Here is a 20,250-nt window from a genome sequence, read left to right on the forward strand (position 1 = left end):
AAACCGCTTGGGTTTTTAAATTATTGTGTACCTTTGCACAAAATTTTACAAAGCCTAAATGTTATTATTTAGAAAAGGAATTATGATAGCAAAAAAATCTATCAAGTTTTTAGTCGTATTGTTTGCATTAACAGCTTCATTATCTGTATTTGCTAACGGAGACGATCATGAAAACCAGCATCCAGAAGGGAACCAAGTTGATACTCCAGAAGAAATTAACGAGTACATTGCGCATCACTTAAAAGATTCACACGATTTTCATTTCTATACCGATAATGAATCGGGGAAACACTATAGCTTTCCGCTGCCAGTAATTGTATGGACAAGCGAGGGCTTGAGAACATTTATGTCTTCAGAGTTTCATCACGACGATGCAGGTCATGTTATTGTTGAAAAAGACGGTGTTAAGCTAACAAAAATACACAGCAAAATTTACGAATTAGAAGCAAATGCAGAGGCGGTTCAGTTTGATGAATCTCATCACGCAACAAATGCACACAGAGTTTTAGATTTTTCTATTACAAAAAGTGTGTTCGGTATGTTGTTGGCTGGGTTATTAATGCTTTTAGGATTTGGTGCTTTAGCTAGAGGTTACAAAAAAGGTCATGTTCCAACAGGAATAGGTCGTTTCTTAGAGCCGCTAGTAATTTATGTTCGCGATGAAATTGCTAAACCAAATATTGGTGAGAAAAAATACAGAAAATTCATGGGCTTTTTATTAACCGTGTTTTTCTTCATATGGATATTAAATTTATTAGGGTTAACGCCGCTAGGATTTAACGTAACAGGGCAAATAGCAGTAACTGTGTGTTTAGCTGTTTTCACCATGTTGATTTATATGTTCAGTGGTAGTAAAGATTTCTGGGCGCATACATTATGGATGCCTGGTGTACCAGTGCTTTTACGTCCTATTTTAGCAGTAATTGAGTTGGTTGGTTTTGTGTTAATTAAGCCATTCTCTTTATTAGTGCGTTTATTTGCAAACATGACGGCAGGTCACTTTGTGGTAATGAGCTTAATTGCTTTAATGATTACTATGAAAGAAGCCTTTGGTCCAGTAGCATCAACAGGAATGTCGTTAGTGTTAGCATTATTTATATCGGTTATTGAGATATTGGTAGCCTTTTTACAAGCGTTTATTTTTACGATGTTATCATCGTTATTTATAGGGATGGCTGTTGAAGAACATGAACATCACTAAATATAAATTTGTTTAATTAATATTTTAAAATCAATTAGTATGTACAATTTAATTGGAGCAGGATTAATCGTAATCGGTGGAGGTATCGGTTTAGGTCAAATTGGTGGTAAAGCAATGGAAGGTATTGCTCGTCAACCTGAAGCAGCTGGAAAAATCCAAACTGCGATGATCATCATCGGTGCATTATTAGAAGGTTTAGCTTTCGGTGCATTAATCTTAGGGAAATAATTTATTTCCGCATTAAACACAAAAATCCAGAACACCTGTAACGGTTGGTTGCAGGTTCTGGTTTTTAACAAAATTAAACAATAAATAACCCATTTATAATTAAGACATGGATCAGTTATTAAACGATTTTTCACCAGGTTTGTTTTTCATGCAAGCCATCATTTTACTTATTTTAATAGTATTAATGCGCAAATTTGCATGGAAACCTATTTTAAGTTCGTTACAAGACCGTGAAGATGGTATTAAAAATGCATTAAAATCAGCAGAAAATGCTAAATTAGAAATGCAAAATCTTCAAGCTGATAACGACAGACTTTTACAAGAAGCAAGATTAGAGCGTGAAACTATGCTTAAAGAAGCACGTGATATGAAAGCTAAAATGATTGAAGATGCTAAAAACGAAGCTCAAGCTGAAGCTAATAAATTAGTAGCAAGCGCTCAAGCATCAATCGAAGCAGAAAAGAAAGCAGCTATTGCCGAATTAAAATCGCAAGTAGCTCATTTATCAATAGATATTGCAGAAAAAGTAGTTCGTGAAGAATTATCTAGCAAAGACAAACAAATGAAGTTAGTTGAGTCTATGTTAGGTGAAGCAACATTAAACTAATAAATGCCATGGCAGGAACAAGAGCAGCAATACGATACGCAAAAGCAGTATTAAGTTTAGCAACAGAAAAGCAAATAGCTGATGCTATAAACACTGATATGGTTTTAATCTCTAAAACTATAGAAGATAATACAGAGCTTAAAGCAATGCTAGAAAACGCTGTTGTAAAGTCTGAAACAAAAAAAGAAGTTCTATTACAAGTATTTCCTAGTAGTAATAACATTACTAAAGAGCTTTTTAATATCCTTGTTTCAAACAAGCGTGTTGACATCATTCAAAATGTTGCAAAAAAATATTCTGAATTATTCGATATCCAAAACGGAAAAGAAATGGCTACAGTTACAACAGCAGTGCCAATGACCGAAGATTTAGAAAAGAAAGTGTTAGCAAAAATAAAAGAGTTAACAAATAAAGCTGTTGAAGTTAAAAACATTGTAGATGAAACAATATTAGGAGGTTTCATATTACGTGTTGGTGACATGCAATACAATGCTAGTATTGCAAACAAATTAAATAAGTTAAAAAGAGAATTTACATTAAACTAAAGATAGTTTTATCTTAAATAAATAATAAGATGGCAGAAGTAAAACCAGCTGAAATATCAGCAATCTTAAAACAACAACTTTCAGGTTTTGAAGCAGGTGCTTCATTAGACGAAGTAGGAACAGTATTAACTGTGGGTGATGGTATTGTACGTGCTTACGGACTTTCAAATGCACAATACGGAGAATTAGTAGAATTCGAAGGTGGATTAGAAGGAATCGTACTTAACCTTGAAGAAGATAACGTAGGTATCGTATTATTAGGAGCTTCTCAAGGAATTAAAGAAGGCTCTACAGTAAAACGTACAGGACGTATTGCATCTATTAATGTAGGTGAAGGTATTGTTGGTCGTGTGGTTGATACTTTAGGAAACCCAATTGATGGTAAAGGATCTATAGAAGGTCAAACATATGAAATGCCTCTAGAGCGTAAAGCTCCTGGAGTAATTTATCGTCAACCAGTAAACGAACCATTACAAACAGGTATCAAATCTATTGATGCAATGATTCCTGTAGGTCGTGGACAACGTGAGCTTGTAATTGGTGACCGTCAAACTGGTAAAACAACAGTTTGTATTGATACTATCTTAAATCAAAAAGAATTTTACGATGCAGGTGAGCCTGTATACTGTATATATGTTGCTGTAGGTCAAAAGGCATCTACTGTAGCAAACATTGCTAAAACTTTAGAAGATAAAGGAGCTTTAGCTTACACTACTATTGTTGCTGCAAACGCATCAGATCCTGCACCAATGCAAGTATATGCACCATTTGCAGGAGCAGCAATTGGAGAATATTTTAGAGATACTGGTCGTCCAGCATTAATTATCTATGATGATTTATCTAAACAAGCAGTAGCTTACCGTGAGGTGTCTTTATTATTACGTCGTCCCCCAGGACGTGAAGCGTACCCAGGAGACGTTTTCTACTTACACTCTCGTTTATTAGAGCGTTCAGCAAAAGTAATTGCTGATGATGATATCGCAAAAGATATGAACGATTTACCAGAATCTTTAAAGCCTATGGTTAAAGGTGGTGGTTCATTAACAGCTTTACCTATTATTGAAACACAAGCTGGTGACGTTTCTGCTTATATCCCAACAAACGTAATTTCTATTACAGATGGTCAGATATTTTTAGATGGAGATTTATTTAACTCTGGCGTACGTCCAGCAATTAACGTAGGTATTTCAGTATCTCGTGTAGGTGGTTCGGCACAAATTAAATCAATGAAAAAAGTATCTGGTACATTAAAGTTAGACCAAGCTGCTTTCCGTGAATTAGAAGCCTTTGCAAAATTTGGTTCTGATTTAGATGCAGTTACTTTAAATGTAATTGAAAAAGGAAAACGTAACGTTGAAATCTTAAAGCAAGCTGAAAACGATCCGTTTACTGTAGAAGATCAGGTAGCTATCATTTATGCAGGTTCTAAAAACTTATTAAAAGATGTTCCTGTAGAGAAAGTAAAAGAATTTGAAAGAGATTATATAGAATTCTTAAACGCTAAACACAGAGGTGTTTTAGATACACTTAAAGCAGGAAAACTTACAGATGAAGTTACAGACACATTAATCACTGTAGCAAAAGATTTATCAAGTAAGTATAAAGCGTAATAATGTTAATGTCATCCTGAAAAATTTACAGGATCTCAAAAAGAACATATGGCAAATTTAAAAGAAATACGTAATAGAATATCATCAGTATCTTCAACGATGCAAATAACGAGTGCCATGAAAATGGTATCGGCAGCAAAGTTAAAGAAGGCACAAGATGCTATTACTGCAATGCGTCCGTATGCAGATAAATTAACTGAACTTTTACAAAGTTTAAGCGCAACATTAGATGCAGATTCAGGAAGCAAGTTTTCAGATCAACGTGAAGTAAACAAAGTATTAATTGTTGCTATTACTTCAAACAGAGGTTTATGTGGTGCTTTTAACTCAAACATCATAAAAGCTGTTAACAAGCTTACTACAGAAACATATGCAAATAAAGATGTTTCTTATGTTGTTGTTGGAAAAAAAGCTAATGATGCTTTCAAGAAAACCAACAAGATTATAGCAAATAAAAGCGACATTTTTGATGACTTAACTTTTGATAACGTAGCAGAATTAGCAGAAATGCTAATGGATAAATTTGTGGCTGGCGAGTTTGATAAAATCGAAATCGTTTATAACAAATTTAAAAATGCAGCTACGCAAATAGTAACAAGAGAACAGTTTTTACCAATTGTTCCTGTTGAGGCTGATGAAAGCGTAAACCTTGATTATATTTTTGAACCTTCAAAGGTAGAAATCGTTGAGCAATTAATACCTAAATCATTGAAAACACAATTATTTAAAGGTATTAGAGATTCTTTTGCTTCAGAACATGGTGCTCGTATGACAGCAATGCACAAAGCAACAGACAATGCTACCGAGTTAAGAGATCAATTAAAATTAACTTACAACAAAGCGCGTCAAGCAGCTATTACTAACGAAATCTTAGAGATTGTTGGTGGTGCAGAAGCTTTAAATAACTAATAAAAAAACTTGATGTTTTGGTTACATACCAAGGCATCAATATCAAAATAAAAAGTCTCACTTATTAGTGAGACTTTTTTGTTTCCTGATTATTTTTATAGCTCTACTTAAATAGCTACTTTTAGCATAATCTATTCTAAATTATTTTGAGCGGACTCAAAGCACTTTTTAAACAAACATTTATTTATGGGTTAGCAACTGTACTTCCCAGAATGTTAAGCTTTTTATTGGTGCCTCTTTATACAACAGAAGGTGTTTTATCATCGGTTGCAGAATATGGAAAGGTTTCTGTTATTTTCTCATACTTTGTGCTTTTTAATGTGATTTTAGCCTATGGTATGGAGACCGCATTTTTTAGGTTTTTCAATAAAGAAGACGATAAGAATAGTGTTATTAGTACATCAGCAATATCACTAGTGATTTCATCATTTGTTTTTTTTGCTTTAGCACTATTATTTCAAAATCAAATAGCTAATATCACTGATATTAATGTTTCGTATATAAAGCTTGTTATCTGGATTTTACTTTTAGATGCACTTGTAATAATACCTTTTGCTTGGTTACGTGCTACCCAACAACCTATGCGTTATGCTATTATAAAAATACTAAACGTAGTTATTAGTTTAGGGTTGAATTTATTCTTCTTATTAGCACTTGCAGACGCTTCTCATTATATTGGTTTTCTTGACAGTATATATAAGGATAATTTCGAAATCAATTACATTTTTATAGCAAATTTGGTTGCAAGTGGTGTTACATTGTTACTTATGCTATCGTTTTACACCAAGATTTCATTTAGTTTTAATAAATCACTTTGGAAAAAAATGATGCGTTACGGAACTCCGGTTCTAGTTGCTGGTGTGGCTTTTTCTATAAATGAAACGTTTGACCGTATTTTATTAGATAAGCTATTACCTAAAAATATAGCAGAAACCGAAATAGGCATGTATTCGGCATGCTATAAAATAGCGCTTTTTATGACACTATTTGCAACAGCTTATAGGTTAGGTATTGAACCATTCTTTTTTAGTCATGCAAAGAGCAGCAATCCTCAAAAAAACTATGCTAGAATATTAGAATTTTTTGTTGCTATAGGCTCGGTCATTCTACTTACCGTAGTGGTCTTTGCTGATGTTTTAAAGATATTTATTGTAAGAAGTGAAGATTATTGGGAAGCTATGTGGGTAGTGCCTATTATACTATTAGCTAACTTTTGTTTAGGAATCTACCACAACCTTTCGGTTTGGTACAAAATAACTGATAGAACCAAATTTGGTGCTTATATTTCTGTTATTGGTGCATTAGTAACATTAGTTATAAACCTGCTTTTTATAAAACAGTTTAGTTATAAAGCTTCAGCAGTTGCTACGCTTGCTGCTTATGCAATCATGATGTTTCTTTCATTTTATTTTGGCAGAAAGTATTACCCAATACCATACAACTTAAAAAAGATTAGTTTGTATTTAACGCTATCTATTGCTTTTTCTTTTATAAGTTTCTATCAATTTAGAGACAATTATCCAGTAAGTATTTCGCTCTTAATTGTATTTTTGGCAATAGTTGGTTTTTCAGAAAAACAACAAATAAGACAATTAATAAACAGATAAAATGACTATAAAAATTATAAATAAATCTAATCACGATTTACCAAACTACGAAACCATTGCTTCAGCAGGTATGGATTTACGTGCCAATTTATCAGAGCCTAGAACATTAAAACCTCTTGAAAGAAGTATTGTAGGAACAGGTTTGTTTATAGAACTTCCAGTAGGTTATGAAGCACAGGTAAGACCACGAAGCGGATTAGCAGCAAAAAAAGGTGTTACAGTTTTAAATGCTCAAGGAACAGTAGATGCTGATTACAGAGGAGAAATAGGAGTAATACTTGTGAATCTTTCAAACGAAGATTTTACTATTGAAAACGGTGAGCGTATTGCACAATTAGTCATTGCAAAACACGAACGTGCTGAATGGGAATTAGTAGAAGAACTTTCTGAAACCTCAAGAGGCGAAGGAGGTTTTGGAAGTACGGGAGTAAAATAATCATTTCTTACAGATTCAGTAATTTATGACTGCCAAGAGAATAAAAACAAAACGTTTAACACAAAAAGATATCTGCTTTTGCAGACAGTAATATGAAAATAATTGTACCAATGGCAGGACGTGGCTCAAGATTGCGTCCGCACACATTAACAGTTCCAAAACCATTAATTCCAGTGGCTGGACAACCTATTGTTCACCGTTTGGTTAAAGATATTGCCAAAATATTAAAACAACCTATAGATGAAATTGCTTTTGTTTTAGGAGACCCTGCTTTTTTTGGAGAAGATGTTGTGCAAAGTCTTACCGAACTAGCAAACGGATTAGGCGCAAAAGCTTCTATATATCGTCAAGATAAACCACTAGGAACCGGTCATGCTATTATGAGTGCTAAAGAATCACTTTCAGGACCTGCTGTAATTGCTTATGCAGATACATTAATTAGAGCAAACTTTAATTTAGACCCGGAAGCTGATGCCGTAATTTGGACAAAACAGGTAGAAAACCCACAAGCCTATGGTGTTGTAAAACTAAATGATAATAATGAAATAATTGAGTTGGTTGAAAAACCTGAAACGTTTATTTCTGATCAAGCAGTAATAGGTATTTATTATTTTAAAGATGTCGCTGTTTTAAAAGAAAAACTACAAGAGGTTTTAGACGAAAACATTATGAATGGTGGCGAATACCAGATTAATGATGGTATAAAACGTATGATGGCTGATGGCAAAATTTTTAAAACAGGCACTGTAAATGAATGGATGGACTGCGGAAATAAAGCAGTAACGGTAGAAACAAATACACGCATGCTAGGCTTTTTACAAGAAGATAATAAAGAGCAATTAATTGCTTCTTCTGTCGTTATTAATAACGCAACAATAATAGAACCATGCTTTATAGGTGAAAATGTGGTTTTAAGCAATGCAACTGTTGGCCCAAATGTATCTATAGGAAACAATTGTAATATCGAAAATACAACCGTTAAAAATAGCTTAATACAAACCAACACCACTATAAAAAATGCTACTTTAGATGAAGCCATGATAGGAAACCACGTAACTTATGATGGCCAATTTTCAAAAATAAGCATAGGCGATTATTCAGTTTTGGAATAACAATTGATAATGTATATTGTTCTTTACACATTTAAAATAAAGAAAGATCACAAAGAAGATTTTATAAAAGCCTGGAAAGGCTTAACAAAATTGATATATAAACATGAAGGTAGTTTAGGTTCAAGATTACACAAAAAAGACGCATTAACTTATATAGCTTATGCACAATGGCCTGATAAAACTACCTTTGACAATGCAGGTAAAAACCTGCCACAAGAGGCAGAACACTTTAGATGTTTAATGAAGGCTTCGTGTGAAAAAGTTGATATTATAGAAAAGTTAGATGTCATTGAAGACCTTTTAAAATAAATCAAATTGAGCGGAAAGATTTTTTTAATATTATATTTTCTCTTCGGAATTTTTATCATTCCCCAAACCGCCTTGTCTCAAATAGATTATAATAAAGTAAATCAAGATGATCTAGGAGAAGTAGATGATAAGCTGCAAGAGTTGTTTTTTGAAGCCTTAAAACAAAAAGGTATAGAAAACTACGATAAAGCTGCACAAATACTACTAAAGTGTATAGAAATAGACGATGATCAATCGGTATTCTATTATGAATTAGGTAAAAACTACAACAAGCTTAAAAATTTTGGAGAAGCAGAAGATGCTTTAAAAGAAGCTATAAAAGATGAGCCAAGTAACGAATGGTATCTTGATGAGTTGTATGATGTTTATGCACAGCAAAACGATTATAACAAAGCCATAAAAACGCTAAAACAGTTAGCTGATTATCATCCTGATTATAAAGAAGATTTAGTTGCGCTTTATATGCGAACAAAAGACTATAAAGATGCATTAAAAATTTTAGATGAATTAGATGAAAAATATGGTATTTCGTATGCACGAGATGTTGTAAGAAACCAAATTTATGCTGCCACAGGTCAAAAAGAAAAACAAATAGAAAATTTAGAAGAGCGCGTAGAAGGAAACCCAGATGAAGAAGCAAACTATTTAGCACTAATATATAGATATAGTGAAAATGACGATAAAGAAAAGGCTTTTGAAACAGCCAAAAAGCTATTAGAAATAAAACCAAATTCTCAACTAGTACATCTAGCGCTTTACAAGTTTTATCTAGAAGAAGGCAATGTAGATAAAGCAATAAACTCTATGAAAATAGCTCTAAAAAGTACGCTAATTAAGCCTGAAGCAAAAATGATGGTGCTTTCAGACTTTGTAAATTTTGTAGGCTCTCATCCAGAATATGAAGATGATTTGGTAGAAATAACCAATTTAACATCAGAACCAAACGGAAAATCTAACGTAGAAGTTGCTCAATACTTTTTAGCAAAAGGAGATAAGAAAAAAGCACTAGAGTATTATGAAGAGGCCTTAAAAATTGAGGGAAACAATTACGGTATCTTAAGAAACATTCTATTGCTTCACATAGATTTAGAGCAGTACGAAACAGCTGTTGAAAAAAGTAACAAAGCTTTAGAAAGCTATCCTTCTCAACCCGTTTTTTATTTAGTAAATGGCGTGTCTCTTAATAGATTAAAACGTTTTAAAGAAGCTATATCAACATTAGAAATGGGACTTGACTATATCATAGAAGACTCAAAAATGGAAGCTGATTTTTATAAACAATTAAGTTTAGCGCATTCTGAATTAGGCAATACAGCAAAAGCAAAAACGTTTAGTAACAAAGCAAATAAGTTAGAATCTACCAATTAATGAACAAAATTTCAATAATAAAATGCTTGTTAGTAGTAACATGTGTCATGTGTCTTGTTGGATGTAAATCATCCAAAATAGCAACAGACGGCACAAAAAACTTAAAGCTTTCAGCAAAAGAGGTTATAAAAATCAATGATAAAAACGCACCTGATTTTAAAACATTTCAAGCGCGAGTAAAAGCAAGCTATACACAAGATACCAAATCGCAAACGCATACGGTTACAATGCGTATTCAAAAAGATGAAATTATTTGGATCAATTCAGCATTAAACCTTATCAGACTTAAGATAACACCACAAAGTGTACAGTTTTATAACAAACTTGACAACACATATTTTGATGGAGATTTTGCTTATTTAAGCAACCTTTTAGGAACTGATTTAGACTTTGAAAAAGTTCAAAACCTATTGTTAGGAAATGCCTTATTTCCACTTAATAAAGCTGATTATAAAATGTCAATTCATGACGAAGCCTATTTGTTTCAACCGCATACACAAACAGCTTTATTTGAGTTGTTTTATGTAGTTAGCGCTGTAAATTTTAAAATGCAATCACAACAATTAGCTCAAGCTACAGAATCAAGATTTTTAGAAATAGATTACTTACAATATCAAAATGTTGATAATCAAATATTGCCAGAGCAGCTAAAGGTAATCGCTTTAGAAGGCGATAGCGAAACCATTATTGAAATGGAATTCAAATCGGTATCTTTGAACGAAGATTTAAGATATCCGTTTAAAATTCCTTCAGGATTTAAAGAAATTAGGTTAGAATAATGCCACAAAAACCATCATATCACATATCATTTTTATGGCTGCTTTTATTATGCAGTACCTTGACGTTTTCTCAAAGTAAAAAACAACAAGAATTAGAAGAGCGTCGTCAGGAACTTCGTAAAGAAATCCAGCAAATTAATGAGTTACTTTTTGCGAATAAAACCAAGCAAAAATCGCAAACGTCACTTATTGAAGACATAAACTATAAGGTAAATGTGCGTAAAAACTTGATTAAGGTAACCAATCAACAAGCCAATTTGCTAACACGTGAGATTAATACCAATCAAAATAAAATAACCGAGTTACGAGACGAACTAAAAACATTAAAGGATAATTATGCAAAAATGATTCTCACGTCATATAAAAGTAAAAGTGAGCAAAGCCGAATAATGTTTTTATTATCATCAACAAACTTTAAGCAAGCTTATAAGCGTATTCAGTATATTAATCAATATGCCAATTACCAAAAGGAGCAAGGCGAAATGATTAAAACCAAAACAGCCGAGCTTCAAGCCACTAACCAAGCGCTTTTAAAACAAAAAGAAGACAAGCAAAAGCTTATAGAAGAAAACCGTGTGGCGCAACGTCAATTAGAAAGTGAGTTAAAGCAGCATGAAAGCCTTATGGCATCTATTAAAAAGAATTTAAGTAATTATACCGCTCAAATTCGTGAAAAGCAACAAGAAGCTGATAGAATAGACCGAGAGATAGAAAAAATAATTAGAGATGCTATAGCAGCTTCTAATAAAAAAGCAGGAAAAGCCTCAACATCGTCAAGTAATTTTGCCTTAACACCAGAAGATAAAGTACTGGCAAGTAATTTTGTAGCGAGTAAGGGCAAATTACCATGGCCTGTAGAAAAGGGAATTGTTACTGTTCGCTATGGGAAACAACCATCGCCTATTGTACCAACGGTTATGATACAAAGTAGTGGTGTGCGTATTGCTACCGAAAAAAATGCCAAAGCACGAGCTGTTTTTAAAGGTAAAGTAATGCGTGTTCAAGCAATTAGGCATGGTAATTTAACCGTGATGATACAGCATGGTAATTACATTACATCTTATACAAACCTGTCTAAAGTGTATGTGAAAACAGGCGATAATATCACTACAAAACAAGACATTGGCGAAATTTTCACCAATCCAGCTGATGGAAAAACGGTATTAAGATTTAGTGTGTTTAAAGAAACCAAAACTCAAAACCCTGCTGATTGGGTTTACAAAATGTGATAGCATTTTGAAATTTAAATCAAGGGTTTACAAAATGTGATAGCATTTTGTAATTAAACTAATAAAAATGAAAAAACTATTACTTTCCATTAGTGTTGTAGCTATTGTTTTATTTTCAGCTTGTAGCAGTGATGATTCCGGATCAGATTTACCGCAAAACAATGCGCCTTCAGGGTCTTTAGTAAAAGTAGAAATTATCCATCCTGAAGAAAATTTTCGCACAACAACGACCTATTCATTTAATGCAGAAGGTAAAGTTGTAAACGCACTTGAAGAGGGATGGAGTGCATCACAATATTTACGTGCTATTTACACATATTTTTATAATTCAAATGGACAAATTCGGATGCTCTCTATTATGGTTGATGGTAGTACTGAATATACTGAATTTATCTATACGGATGGTTTGATTACGTCATCAGAGAGACATTCTATTAGTGGTAATGTTTCACGCACCGTTTATAATTATAATGACGACAATCAATTAATAAACAAGCATTTTTTTAATTCTGATAACGAGGAATATGCTATGTCAAATTTTTCATTTGATGTAAACGGCAATATTGAAAGTAGGCATGAAGAAAGAAATTTTGGTACCGAAATTATAGATTATACTTTTGAGTATGATACTTATAATAACCCTCTTAAGACAACTTTTGAAAACCAAGAGATGAATAAAATTGTAGGGCATAGTTTTAATAATATTACTAAATCTATCCGTTCAGATGATTTTTTAACGAGTGAAGTCAACATTGAATATACTTACAACGAGGCCGGTTATCCTTTAACATCAAAAGAATACTCAAATGGTGATTTGTTAGTGGAAGTAACTTATACTTATCAAGAATAACTTTAACCTTACTCAAACAACGCTTTCAGTTCTGTTGCGTCATTAGCTTTCATTTTTCCAGCTAATACCAAGCTTAATTGTTTGCGTCGTAACGCGCCGTCAAAACGTGTTTTTTCTAATGATGTTTCAGGTGTTAATTCTGGTATAGAAACTGGACGTCCGGTTTCATCTACAGCAACAAAGGTATAAATGGCTTCATTGGCCTGCGTGCGCTCACCAGATTCGCGGTCTTCAATCCAAACGTCTAAAAAGACTTCCATAGAGGTTTTAAACGCACGAGAAACCTTGGCTTCTATAGTTACCACACTTCCTAAAGGTACTGAACGATTAAACGCTACATGGTTTACAGATGCTGTTACAACAATTCTACGACTATGACGTCTTGCTGCAATACTAGCAGCACGATCCATTCGGGCTAAAAGTTCACCTCCAAATAAGTTGTTTAATGGGTTGGTTTCACTTGGCAATACCAAGTCAGTCATAGTTGTTTTAGATTGTTCTGGCGTTTTTGCAGTCATCACTTATGTTTTAAAATGCACTGCAAAGGTAAATCGTAATTTTAGATTTCTGACTACGTTTTAAGAATTCTTTAGATAAAGAAGGTTTCTTAATCTAGTTTTTTTACCAACAACCAAGCGTCCTTGCTTTGTGTTTTTTTAATAGTGCGTAAAGCTTCTAAAGATGCTAACCTGTCTTCATAGCTGGCATAAACTACTTGATGTAATCCATATTTGTTTACACCTATTTTTCTGGCATCAAAACCTTTAGCTTTTAGTTCAGCTACTTTTTTATCACTATTTTCTTCTACACGAAATGCACCTGCAATAATATGATACATGCCGTATTGTTTTTTAACGTTTAGCGTTACTGCTGGTAATGGGTTGTCAATAACAAAAGTTGCTTCTTGAATTTTACTTTCCAATTGTTGGTTAGCCTCTTCTTGAGCAAGCGAATTATGTTGGTTTATAGTTTTAACGTAATAATTTGATGCTAAAAACCCGCCTAAAGTTAATGCAACAACAGCTACAGCAGCATACTTTAAGTAAGGTCGCGCTTTACGTTTTTCAGGTGTTACCGTAATAGGCACCACATTTTCTATAGTCTCAACCGTTTCTTTGTAAACTTCGCGTGTAACAGTTGGAGTTACAAATTGCGATAAACCAAAGGCATCGGTTAGGTAGTTTAAATGATAAGAAGGTTCAAAAAGAATTTTACCTTCATTATTTAATGATAATTCACCAATAGCATCAAACGAAATTGTTTCGCCTTCTGTTAAGTATGATTTTAAAGCTTTTACGCGCTTTTGAATTTTTTTTGATGCAACTTCAAAAGGAATTTTTTCTACATCAGCAATGTAATGTGCTAAAATACCGTCGTTTTTTTGAATCTGCTCATTAAATGATAGACGCTTTTTTGGTGGATAAAAAGCATTAGTAGATTCATGAATGGTTGCAGATACTCGTTGTGTTAAAAACGAACCAAATTCAGGCACAGTAACACATTCGTAACGGTATAGTAAATCGCTTATGTAGGTTTCTAATTGCATAAAAACAAAGTTAGAATTTTTTGCTTTGTAATAAAATTACACATAATTTTTTTATTAACATCATAAAAATTAGTTTCTTGTAGCTTATATATCAGTGATATACCATGACCGAGCAAGACTTAATTTATACGTTAGCACTTCAACATGTATCAAAAATAGGTGATTTAACTGCTAAAAAATTGATTCAACATTGTGGATCTCCCGAAGCTGTTTTAAAAGAAAAGAAAGCAAATTTGCTTAAAATTGATGGCATCGGCACAAGTACAATTAGTGATCTTTTTGGAGCATATCATATGACTGCTGCTGAAAACGAAATTCAATTTATAAAAGATAACAATATTTCTGTCTCGTATTTTATGGATAGTGATTACCCAGAAAAGTTAAAACATTGTATTGATGGTCCAATTCTCTTGTTTCAATCAGGAAATATTAATCTTAAAAATCAGCGTATCATTAGTATTGTTGGTGCCAGAAAAATTACAGTTAATGGTATTGCCTTTTGTAAAAAATTGGTAGAACAATTAGCGCCTTTTAATCCGGTAATTGTTTCTGGTTTTGCTTATGGTACTGATATTACTGCTCAAAAATCAGCAATAGATCACAACCTGCAAACTATAGGCTGTTTAGCTCACGGATTAAACGAAGTTTACCCTAAAACACATAAAAAATACATGGCTGATGTAGAAAAACATGGCGGTTTTTTTACAGATTTTTGGAGCACATCAAATTTTGATAGAAAAAACTTTTTAAAACGAAACCGTATTATAGCTGGTTTAAGCGAAGCAACCATTGTGATAGAATCGGCTGAAAAAGGCGGAAGTCTTGTTACGGCTGATATTGCTAATTCTTACAATAGAGATGTGTTTGCTGTTCCTGGACGTATTACAGATACTCAAAGCGTAGGATGCAACAATTTAATTAAATTTCAAAAAGCACACTTATTGTCAAATCCATTAGATATTCCGTATATGCTTAATTGGGAATTAGAAGAAGCGAAACAACCTACGGTGCAAAAACAACTTTTTGTAGAGCTTGAAGAAGAAGAAAAGCAAATCTATAATTATTTAAAAGGGCATGATAAACAAATGCTAGATGTAATAGCATTAGATTGTAACATGCCCATTTATAAGCTTGCAAGTATATTACTTAATATGGAATTAAAAGGTGTTGTTAGACCGCTGCCAGGAAAATTATTTGAGGTTATTTAGATTTTTTAATCAAACGAAATAAAGATATTCCTGATAATAAAAAAATAACAAATCCAGCAATAGCTAACCAATCAAATTTTTCTTCAGAAATGAGTCTTGAAACAATAAGAAGCAGCATGGCTATCATGTTTAAAATGGGACTCAAATATGCTTTATTCATTAGTACCCGACCTTTTCTCGCACACGGTTTAAAACAGCATCAGCAACTAGTTTAGCTTTTTTAGCACCAACAGCTAACGCTTTATCAAGCTCTTCAAGGTTGTTCATATAATAGTGGTAACGCTCGCGTTGTTCAGCAAACTTTGTGATTATTAATTCAAATAAAGCTTGTTTGGCGTGACCGTAACCATAACCTCCTTTTTCATAATTAGATTTCATGGTTTCTACTTCACTATCTGAAGCTAATAAACGATATAGAGCAAAGCAATTACATGTTTTCCAGTCTTTAGGATCTTCAAGTGCAGTACTATCAGTTTCTATAGACATAACTTGCTTACGTAGTTTTTTATCATCTAAAAAGATGTTGATAAAATTGCCTCTACTTTTACTCATTTTCTCACCATCTGTTCCAGGAATAATCATGATGTTATCATCTACCTTTCCTTCTGGTAGTACAAAAGTGTCTCCCATTTTTGCATGAAAACGTGTAGCAACATCACGTGTCATTTCAATATGTTGTAATTGATCTTTTCCAACAGGAATTATATCAGCATCGTATAGCAATATATCTGCAGCCATAAGCATAGGATATGTGAATAATCCGGCGTTTACATCAGATAATCTGTCGGCTTTATCTTTAAAGCTATGAGCTAATGTTAATCGTTGATAAGGAAAGAAACAGCTTAAATACCATGATAATTCAGTTACTTGAGGAATATCACTTTGTCTGTAAAATACGGTTTTATCAACATCAAGGCCAAATGCTAACCATGTTGCAGCTACAGAATAGGTGTTTGCTCGTAATTCTGCAGCATCTTTTATTTGGGTAAGCGTATGCAGATTTGCGATAAATAAATAAGAATCATTTTCTGGATTATTAGCCATTTCAATTGCTGGAATGATTGCTCCTAAAATATTTCCTAAATGTGGTGTTCCTGTGCTTTGTATGCCTGTTAGTATTCTTGCCATAGTATGCCCTGTAAAATGGGAATCTTTTTTAATTAAACATTACAGCAAAGGTAATTTTTTTACTACAATAGCTCAATTTATTTATTTAGTTTTGTTTTTATGAAAGTATTTAAATATCTGTTCTGGATCCTATATCGTATTTGGTTCTATATACTTGTTGCTTTACCTATTCTTATTTTATTTCCAGTTTTATTGTTGTCAATTTTAAAAGAATCTTGGTATCCTTTCTTTTTTAAATTAGCACGTTTTTGGGCGCGATTTATTTTAATTGGTATGGGATTTCGCTACAAGATAGTTAGGGAAGAAACCCCTGATCCTAAAAAGAGCTATATGTTTATAGCTAATCATACATCAATGACAGATATTATGTTAATGCTTGTTTCGGTTAAAAACCCTTATGTGTTTGTTGGTAAGCAAGAGTTAGCAAAAATACCCTTGTTTGGCTTTTTTTATAAACGCACATGTATTTTGGTTGATAGAAGCTCTGAAAAAAGTAGAAAAGCTGTTTTTTTAAGAGCTCAAAGACGATTAAAACAAGGTTTGAGCATTTGTATTTTTCCTGAAGGAGGCGTTCCTGATGACGAATCAGTTATTTTAGATACATTTAAAGATGGTGCTTTTAGGTTAGCAATTAATCATCAAATTCCTATTGTACCTTTAACATTTTATGATAATAAAAAACGATTTTCATTTTCGTTTTTTAGTGGTAGTCCTGGAAAAATGCGCGTTAAAATTCATCGTTTTTTAAGCACTGAAGGATTAACAACGCAGGCCACAAAACCATTAAATAACCAAGCGAGAAGTATTATTTTAAATGCGTTAGAAAACGATTTAAAATAAAAAGCTACTCCTGGCATCGAGTAGCTTTTTAAAGATTTTTGTCTGGGATAACAAAAATCTGTTTTAACCAACCTAAAAACTAAAATCTATAACTAAACCCGGTATATGCACCTATGATATAGGGTTTAAAATTGCCAGACGTATTGTCAAAAGCATTAAACTGATATTTAAATGTAGGCTCTAGGTTGAATTTAAATTTTTCAGAAAACTTATAGATAATTCCGAAACCTAAATTACCACTAAAGCTCATATCGTTTATGTTATTAGCTTCTCCTATGTATGTTTTGTAATCATCAAATTCAGAGTATACTTGATTGTCTCTTAATAGAAATGAGCTAAAACCTCCAATGATATTAAAACCAAATCGGGTATTGTTTACAAGTTTATATTGAGCTTCAAGCGGAATTTCATAGTAACTTATACGTTGACTAATAGCTGCGTTATAATTGTAAACGTCATCAACGGTTTGTACACCAAGATTATCCATGCTTAAGGCAGATAATGTTTCGTTTCCTGTAGAAAGGGTGATGTTTCGTAAAGGATTTACAGGATTTCCAGAACTAGGTGTTTCATAAAGAATAACACCATCTGTATCATAACTTAAATTTAGCTTATTAAAACCAGATCTAATTGCAATTTTTTTACTCAAAGCATAGCTTACGCTAATACCATAACTTGTATTTACTTCACCACTTTTATTGTTAGATACAAACTGATCGTCTAAATGAGAACCTTTGCCCAGAGAGTTGTAATAAACTGGAGCAATGTTTGGGTAAACTTGCCACCTGTTTTTTAGCTTTTCTTCTTTTGGTGTGTTTTTTAACTCTGCCAATGCAATAGCAGCTTCTATGGTTAATGATTCATCAATTTTTAAAGGTTTACTTAAAAGTGAATCAGCAACAGCAGTATTATTTGTTTCAGATGAAATTTTAGTTACCGTGTTTTTGTTATAGTCAAATGTCGTTTCGATTGTAGATGTATTGTTTGTATTGTTGTTATCTGTTGTGGTTGCCGTTGTATATGAGTTTTTGGAAATACTTGTATCAGTGTTGTTGCCAACGTCTTTTCCGTTACTGTCAGCTATTGTTCTTTTAGAATTAGAAGAAATAACTTTGTTAGAACGAATAATTTGTTCCTCACTTTTACTTGACTGATTTTTTGAGCTTGAAGTTATACTGTTGTTACTCTTGCTCTTTGTTTTATTTAAGGTTGTTTGTCTGTTTGCTGTTTTATCAGAATTTATAGATGCTTTATTTTGGGTAGAGTAGCGAGTTGTTGCGTCTGTTTCTTTAGTTGTTGAATTATTAGAAACAACGGTGCTTTTGTTTTCAATAAGCGCATCTTTTACAGTGTTATTAATGCTGCTAGAAGAAGATTTTTCTTCAGAAGTAGAGTTGTTAGGTTTGGTCTCTTTCGGATTTACAGTTGTTATGGTAGTATTTTGTTTTTCAGGAATAACAGCGTTATTGTTAATCTCTGACGGTTGTTTAGTATTTGTTGTTTTGGTTGTTTTGTTAGTACTTATTTGATTGGTAATTAATACCGTGCTTACAGATACTAATAAAACGACCAGTGCGGCTACTGCTGCATAGCGAAGCCAAATTGGTTTTGTTTTTGGTTCTTGTTGGTTAAGTTGATTTTGAATATTTTTCCAAACTTTAGGATTAGGAGACGCTTCAAAATCTTTCAGTTTTTCTTGAAATATTCTATCAATATGTTTTTTATCACTCATTTATAATGATTGTGAGTTTAAACTTGCCTTATAGACTTCTATTTTTTCTATTAAAATCATTCTAGCTCTAGCTAGGTTTGATTTTGAGGTTCCTGTTGTAATTTTTAGCATATCAGCTATGTCTTTATGCGAATAGCCATCCATTACATATAGGTTAAAAACTAACCTATAACGATCAGGTAATTCTTGAATGATTTGTAGTAAAAAATCTATTGAAATATCAAAATCATCATCAATAGTAACTTCTACAACTTCAATTTTACTTTCATCAATAATCTCAAAAACACCTTGGTTTCTATAGCGTTGTAACGCGGTGTTTATAGTTATTCGTTTTAGCCAGCCTTCAAAAGAACCTTTGTGTTTATATTGTGATATTTTGTTAAAAATAGTCACAAAAGCATCCTGCAGATTATCTTCTGCTTCAGCATAATTTCTAGAGTATTTTAAGCATATAGAAAACAATTTACTCGAATAGAGTTGGTATAGTTCACTTTGTGCTTTTGTCTCATTATTAATGCATTTATGTATGAGTTGTTTTAAACTCAAATAGTTACATTTATTAGTTAAACATAAATTAATCTACAACGGGCACTTCAACAATTAAGTATTGATCTTCTCCATATTCGTCTTCACCTTGCCAAAACTTAAAGATATAAGAATCTGAATTTGTCACTTCAAAATTAAATGATGTTTCTAATTCATCATTGCTAGATATACAATTTTCATTATTCACAAATACAGTTGCAACAATAGCAACAGTTCGCTTGTTGGCTTCTTTAGTGTAATATATATCACTAAAGGTATGACAGTTTGAGACTCTAAGATAGGTTAATGATATTTCATAAACTTCTCCGCGTTCAAATTCGTCAGGTAAAGAGGCGCTTTCTACAGGCAATATTTCCATGTAAGTATTTGGTGAGTCATCACCAACACTACAAGAGAATAAGGTTGCTAAGGCAAAAAGCAAGATTAGGAGGCGCTTCATTTTAATTTTTATATTTAAAAA

Annotated in this window: 23 protein-coding genes; 16 read left to right on the forward strand and 7 right to left on the reverse strand. The window is 32.7% G+C overall.

The features are described 5' to 3' along the window. Window positions 1-82: 82 nt before the first annotated feature. From atpB to ACN5J3_RS01180, 14 genes are all read left to right on the forward strand, one after another. The gene (atpB, locus tag ACN5J3_RS01115; protein WP_418510474.1) at window positions 83-1,201 is read left to right on the forward strand and encodes a F0F1 ATP synthase subunit A; all 1,119 of its coding nucleotides are present in this window, start codon (window positions 83-85) and stop codon (window positions 1,199-1,201) included. Window positions 1,202-1,240: 39 nt separating this feature from the next. Next, window positions 1,241-1,429 carry an ATP synthase F0 subunit C gene (atpE, locus tag ACN5J3_RS01120; RefSeq protein ID WP_004569351.1) on the forward strand — a complete coding sequence of 63 codons (189 nt, stop codon included), beginning with the start codon at window positions 1,241-1,243 and terminating at the stop codon, window positions 1,427-1,429. A 106-nt stretch (window positions 1,430-1,535) separates the two neighbouring features. Continuing rightward, entirely contained in the window at window positions 1,536-2,036 is a 501-nt protein-coding gene (locus ACN5J3_RS01125; RefSeq protein ID WP_418510475.1) for a F0F1 ATP synthase subunit B, read from the forward strand. Window positions 2,037-2,044: 8 nt separating this feature from the next. Further along, the gene (gene atpH, locus ACN5J3_RS01130) at window positions 2,045-2,581 is read left to right on the forward strand and encodes an ATP synthase F1 subunit delta (RefSeq protein ID WP_418510476.1); all 537 of its coding nucleotides are present in this window, start codon (window positions 2,045-2,047) and stop codon (window positions 2,579-2,581) included. Between the two features lie 29 nt (window positions 2,582-2,610). Next, on the forward strand, window positions 2,611-4,191 hold the full coding sequence (gene atpA / locus ACN5J3_RS01135; RefSeq protein WP_344727139.1) for a F0F1 ATP synthase subunit alpha: 1,581 nt from the start codon (window positions 2,611-2,613) through the stop codon (window positions 4,189-4,191). A gap of 48 nt (window positions 4,192-4,239) precedes the next feature. Continuing rightward, window positions 4,240-5,100, forward strand: a complete 861-nt coding sequence (atpG, locus tag ACN5J3_RS01140) for an ATP synthase F1 subunit gamma (protein WP_418510477.1) — start codon at window positions 4,240-4,242, stop codon at window positions 5,098-5,100. 146 nt (window positions 5,101-5,246) lie between these two features. Beyond that, a complete protein-coding gene (locus ACN5J3_RS01145) occupies window positions 5,247-6,707 on the forward strand; it encodes an oligosaccharide flippase family protein (RefSeq protein ID WP_417290823.1) in 1,461 nt (486 codons plus the stop codon). Between the two features lies 1 nt (window position 6,708). Next, window positions 6,709-7,143 (forward strand): dUTP diphosphatase, encoded by a 435-nt coding sequence (dut, locus tag ACN5J3_RS01150; protein ID WP_418510478.1) that lies wholly within the window; start codon window positions 6,709-6,711, stop codon window positions 7,141-7,143. Between the two features lie 92 nt (window positions 7,144-7,235). Then, on the forward strand, window positions 7,236-8,255 hold the full coding sequence (locus ACN5J3_RS01155; protein ID WP_418510479.1) for a sugar phosphate nucleotidyltransferase: 1,020 nt from the start codon (window positions 7,236-7,238) through the stop codon (window positions 8,253-8,255). A gap of 9 nt (window positions 8,256-8,264) precedes the next feature. Next, complete coding sequence (locus tag ACN5J3_RS01160) at window positions 8,265-8,564, forward strand: antibiotic biosynthesis monooxygenase family protein (RefSeq protein ID WP_418510480.1); 300 nt, start codon at window positions 8,265-8,267, stop codon at window positions 8,562-8,564. Window positions 8,565-8,636: 72 nt separating this feature from the next. Further along, complete coding sequence (locus ACN5J3_RS01165) at window positions 8,637-9,932, forward strand: tetratricopeptide repeat protein (protein ID WP_417290819.1); 1,296 nt, start codon at window positions 8,637-8,639, stop codon at window positions 9,930-9,932. Then, a complete protein-coding gene (locus tag ACN5J3_RS01170; RefSeq protein ID WP_418510481.1) occupies window positions 9,932-10,711 on the forward strand; it encodes a DUF4292 domain-containing protein in 780 nt (259 codons plus the stop codon). The genes ACN5J3_RS01165 and ACN5J3_RS01170 overlap by 1 nt, the downstream gene beginning before the upstream one ends. Beyond that, a complete protein-coding gene (locus ACN5J3_RS01175) occupies window positions 10,711-11,940 on the forward strand; it encodes a murein hydrolase activator EnvC family protein (protein ID WP_418510482.1) in 1,230 nt (409 codons plus the stop codon). Before ACN5J3_RS01170 ends, ACN5J3_RS01175 begins: the two co-directional genes overlap by 1 nt. Before the next feature lie 67 nt (window positions 11,941-12,007). Beyond that, window positions 12,008-12,790, forward strand: a complete 783-nt coding sequence (locus ACN5J3_RS01180) for a hypothetical protein (RefSeq protein ID WP_418510483.1) — start codon at window positions 12,008-12,010, stop codon at window positions 12,788-12,790. An 8-nt stretch (window positions 12,791-12,798) separates the two neighbouring features. Here ACN5J3_RS01180 and ACN5J3_RS01185 read toward each other — a convergent pair whose 3' ends face one another. Beyond that, window positions 12,799-13,308: an acyl-CoA thioesterase gene (locus ACN5J3_RS01185; protein ID WP_417290815.1), complete on the reverse strand. Its 510-nt coding sequence runs from the start codon at window positions 13,306-13,308 to the stop codon at window positions 12,799-12,801. A gap of 89 nt (window positions 13,309-13,397) precedes the next feature. Then, entirely contained in the window at window positions 13,398-14,336 is a 939-nt protein-coding gene (locus ACN5J3_RS01190; RefSeq protein WP_344727161.1) for an SPOR domain-containing protein, read from the reverse strand. 104 nt (window positions 14,337-14,440) lie between these two features. Here ACN5J3_RS01190 and dprA point away from each other — a divergent pair, with 104 nt between their 5' ends. Then, the gene (dprA, locus tag ACN5J3_RS01195) at window positions 14,441-15,544 is read left to right on the forward strand and encodes a DNA-processing protein DprA (RefSeq protein WP_418510484.1); all 1,104 of its coding nucleotides are present in this window, start codon (window positions 14,441-14,443) and stop codon (window positions 15,542-15,544) included. On the opposite strand, the gene ACN5J3_RS01200 is transcribed toward dprA, so the two are convergent. Further along, the gene (locus tag ACN5J3_RS01200) at window positions 15,537-15,689 is read right to left on the reverse strand and encodes a hypothetical protein (RefSeq protein ID WP_418510485.1); all 153 of its coding nucleotides are present in this window, start codon (window positions 15,687-15,689) and stop codon (window positions 15,537-15,539) included. The two genes, dprA and ACN5J3_RS01200, sit on opposite strands and share 8 nt — an antisense overlap. Window positions 15,690-15,703: 14 nt before the next feature. Further along, entirely contained in the window at window positions 15,704-16,672 is a 969-nt protein-coding gene (gene trpS / locus ACN5J3_RS01205; RefSeq protein WP_418510486.1) for a tryptophan--tRNA ligase, read from the reverse strand. A 99-nt stretch (window positions 16,673-16,771) separates the two neighbouring features. Here trpS and ACN5J3_RS01210 point away from each other — a divergent pair, with 99 nt between their 5' ends. Next, window positions 16,772-17,512, forward strand: a complete 741-nt coding sequence (locus ACN5J3_RS01210; protein WP_417290811.1) for a lysophospholipid acyltransferase family protein — start codon at window positions 16,772-16,774, stop codon at window positions 17,510-17,512. Window positions 17,513-17,591: 79 nt separating this feature from the next. Here the strand turns inward: ACN5J3_RS01210 and ACN5J3_RS01215 are convergent, their stop codons facing one another. The 3 genes from ACN5J3_RS01215 to ACN5J3_RS01225 are packed head-to-tail and all read right to left on the reverse strand — an operon-like array spanning window position 17,592 to window position 20,229. Next, the gene (locus ACN5J3_RS01215) at window positions 17,592-19,244 is read right to left on the reverse strand and encodes a hypothetical protein (RefSeq protein WP_418510487.1); all 1,653 of its coding nucleotides are present in this window, start codon (window positions 19,242-19,244) and stop codon (window positions 17,592-17,594) included. After that, the gene (locus ACN5J3_RS01220; RefSeq protein ID WP_418510488.1) at window positions 19,245-19,790 is read right to left on the reverse strand and encodes an RNA polymerase sigma factor; all 546 of its coding nucleotides are present in this window, start codon (window positions 19,788-19,790) and stop codon (window positions 19,245-19,247) included. A gap of 28 nt (window positions 19,791-19,818) precedes the next feature. After that, window positions 19,819-20,229, reverse strand: coding sequence for a hypothetical protein (locus ACN5J3_RS01225; protein ID WP_417290808.1), 411 nt, complete (start codon window positions 20,227-20,229; stop codon window positions 19,819-19,821). Between the last annotated feature and the right edge of the window lie 21 nt (window positions 20,230-20,250).

The organism is Corallibacter sp. (assembly GCF_048381695.1).
GTDB lineage: Bacteria > Bacteroidota > Bacteroidia > Flavobacteriales > Flavobacteriaceae > Corallibacter > Corallibacter vietnamensis.

What these genes read in the sequence shown, in the direction of transcription:
- atpB (WP_418510474.1), top strand. Translation starts at nt 83, where the DNA reads ATGATAGCAAAAAAATCTATCAAGTTTTTAGTCGTATTGTTTGCATTA.
- atpE (WP_004569351.1), top strand. Translation starts at nt 1,241, where the DNA reads ATGTACAATTTAATTGGAGCAGGATTAATCGTAATCGGTGGAGGTATC.
- ACN5J3_RS01125 (WP_418510475.1), top strand. Translation starts at nt 1,536, where the DNA reads ATGGATCAGTTATTAAACGATTTTTCACCAGGTTTGTTTTTCATGCAA.
- atpH (WP_418510476.1), top strand. Translation starts at nt 2,045, where the DNA reads ATGGCAGGAACAAGAGCAGCAATACGATACGCAAAAGCAGTATTAAGT.
- atpA (WP_344727139.1), top strand. Translation starts at nt 2,611, where the DNA reads ATGGCAGAAGTAAAACCAGCTGAAATATCAGCAATCTTAAAACAACAA.
- atpG (WP_418510477.1), top strand. Translation starts at nt 4,240, where the DNA reads ATGGCAAATTTAAAAGAAATACGTAATAGAATATCATCAGTATCTTCA.
- dut (WP_418510478.1), top strand. Translation starts at nt 6,709, where the DNA reads ATGACTATAAAAATTATAAATAAATCTAATCACGATTTACCAAACTAC.
- ACN5J3_RS01155 (WP_418510479.1), top strand. Translation starts at nt 7,236, where the DNA reads ATGAAAATAATTGTACCAATGGCAGGACGTGGCTCAAGATTGCGTCCG.
- ACN5J3_RS01160 (WP_418510480.1), top strand. Translation starts at nt 8,265, where the DNA reads ATGTATATTGTTCTTTACACATTTAAAATAAAGAAAGATCACAAAGAA.
- ACN5J3_RS01170 (WP_418510481.1), top strand. Translation starts at nt 9,932, where the DNA reads ATGAACAAAATTTCAATAATAAAATGCTTGTTAGTAGTAACATGTGTC.
- ACN5J3_RS01175 (WP_418510482.1), top strand. Translation starts at nt 10,711, where the DNA reads ATGCCACAAAAACCATCATATCACATATCATTTTTATGGCTGCTTTTA.
- ACN5J3_RS01180 (WP_418510483.1), top strand. Translation starts at nt 12,008, where the DNA reads ATGAAAAAACTATTACTTTCCATTAGTGTTGTAGCTATTGTTTTATTT.
- ACN5J3_RS01185 (WP_417290815.1), bottom strand. Translation starts at nt 13,308, where the DNA reads ATGACTGCAAAAACGCCAGAACAATCTAAAACAACTATGACTGACTTG.
- ACN5J3_RS01190 (WP_344727161.1), bottom strand. Translation starts at nt 14,336, where the DNA reads ATGCAATTAGAAACCTACATAAGCGATTTACTATACCGTTACGAATGT.
- dprA (WP_418510484.1), top strand. Translation starts at nt 14,441, where the DNA reads ATGACCGAGCAAGACTTAATTTATACGTTAGCACTTCAACATGTATCA.
- trpS (WP_418510486.1), bottom strand. Translation starts at nt 16,672, where the DNA reads ATGGCAAGAATACTAACAGGCATACAAAGCACAGGAACACCACATTTA.
- ACN5J3_RS01210 (WP_417290811.1), top strand. Translation starts at nt 16,772, where the DNA reads ATGAAAGTATTTAAATATCTGTTCTGGATCCTATATCGTATTTGGTTC.
- ACN5J3_RS01215 (WP_418510487.1), bottom strand. Translation starts at nt 19,244, where the DNA reads ATGAGTGATAAAAAACATATTGATAGAATATTTCAAGAAAAACTGAAA.
- ACN5J3_RS01225 (WP_417290808.1), bottom strand. Translation starts at nt 20,229, where the DNA reads ATGAAGCGCCTCCTAATCTTGCTTTTTGCCTTAGCAACCTTATTCTCT.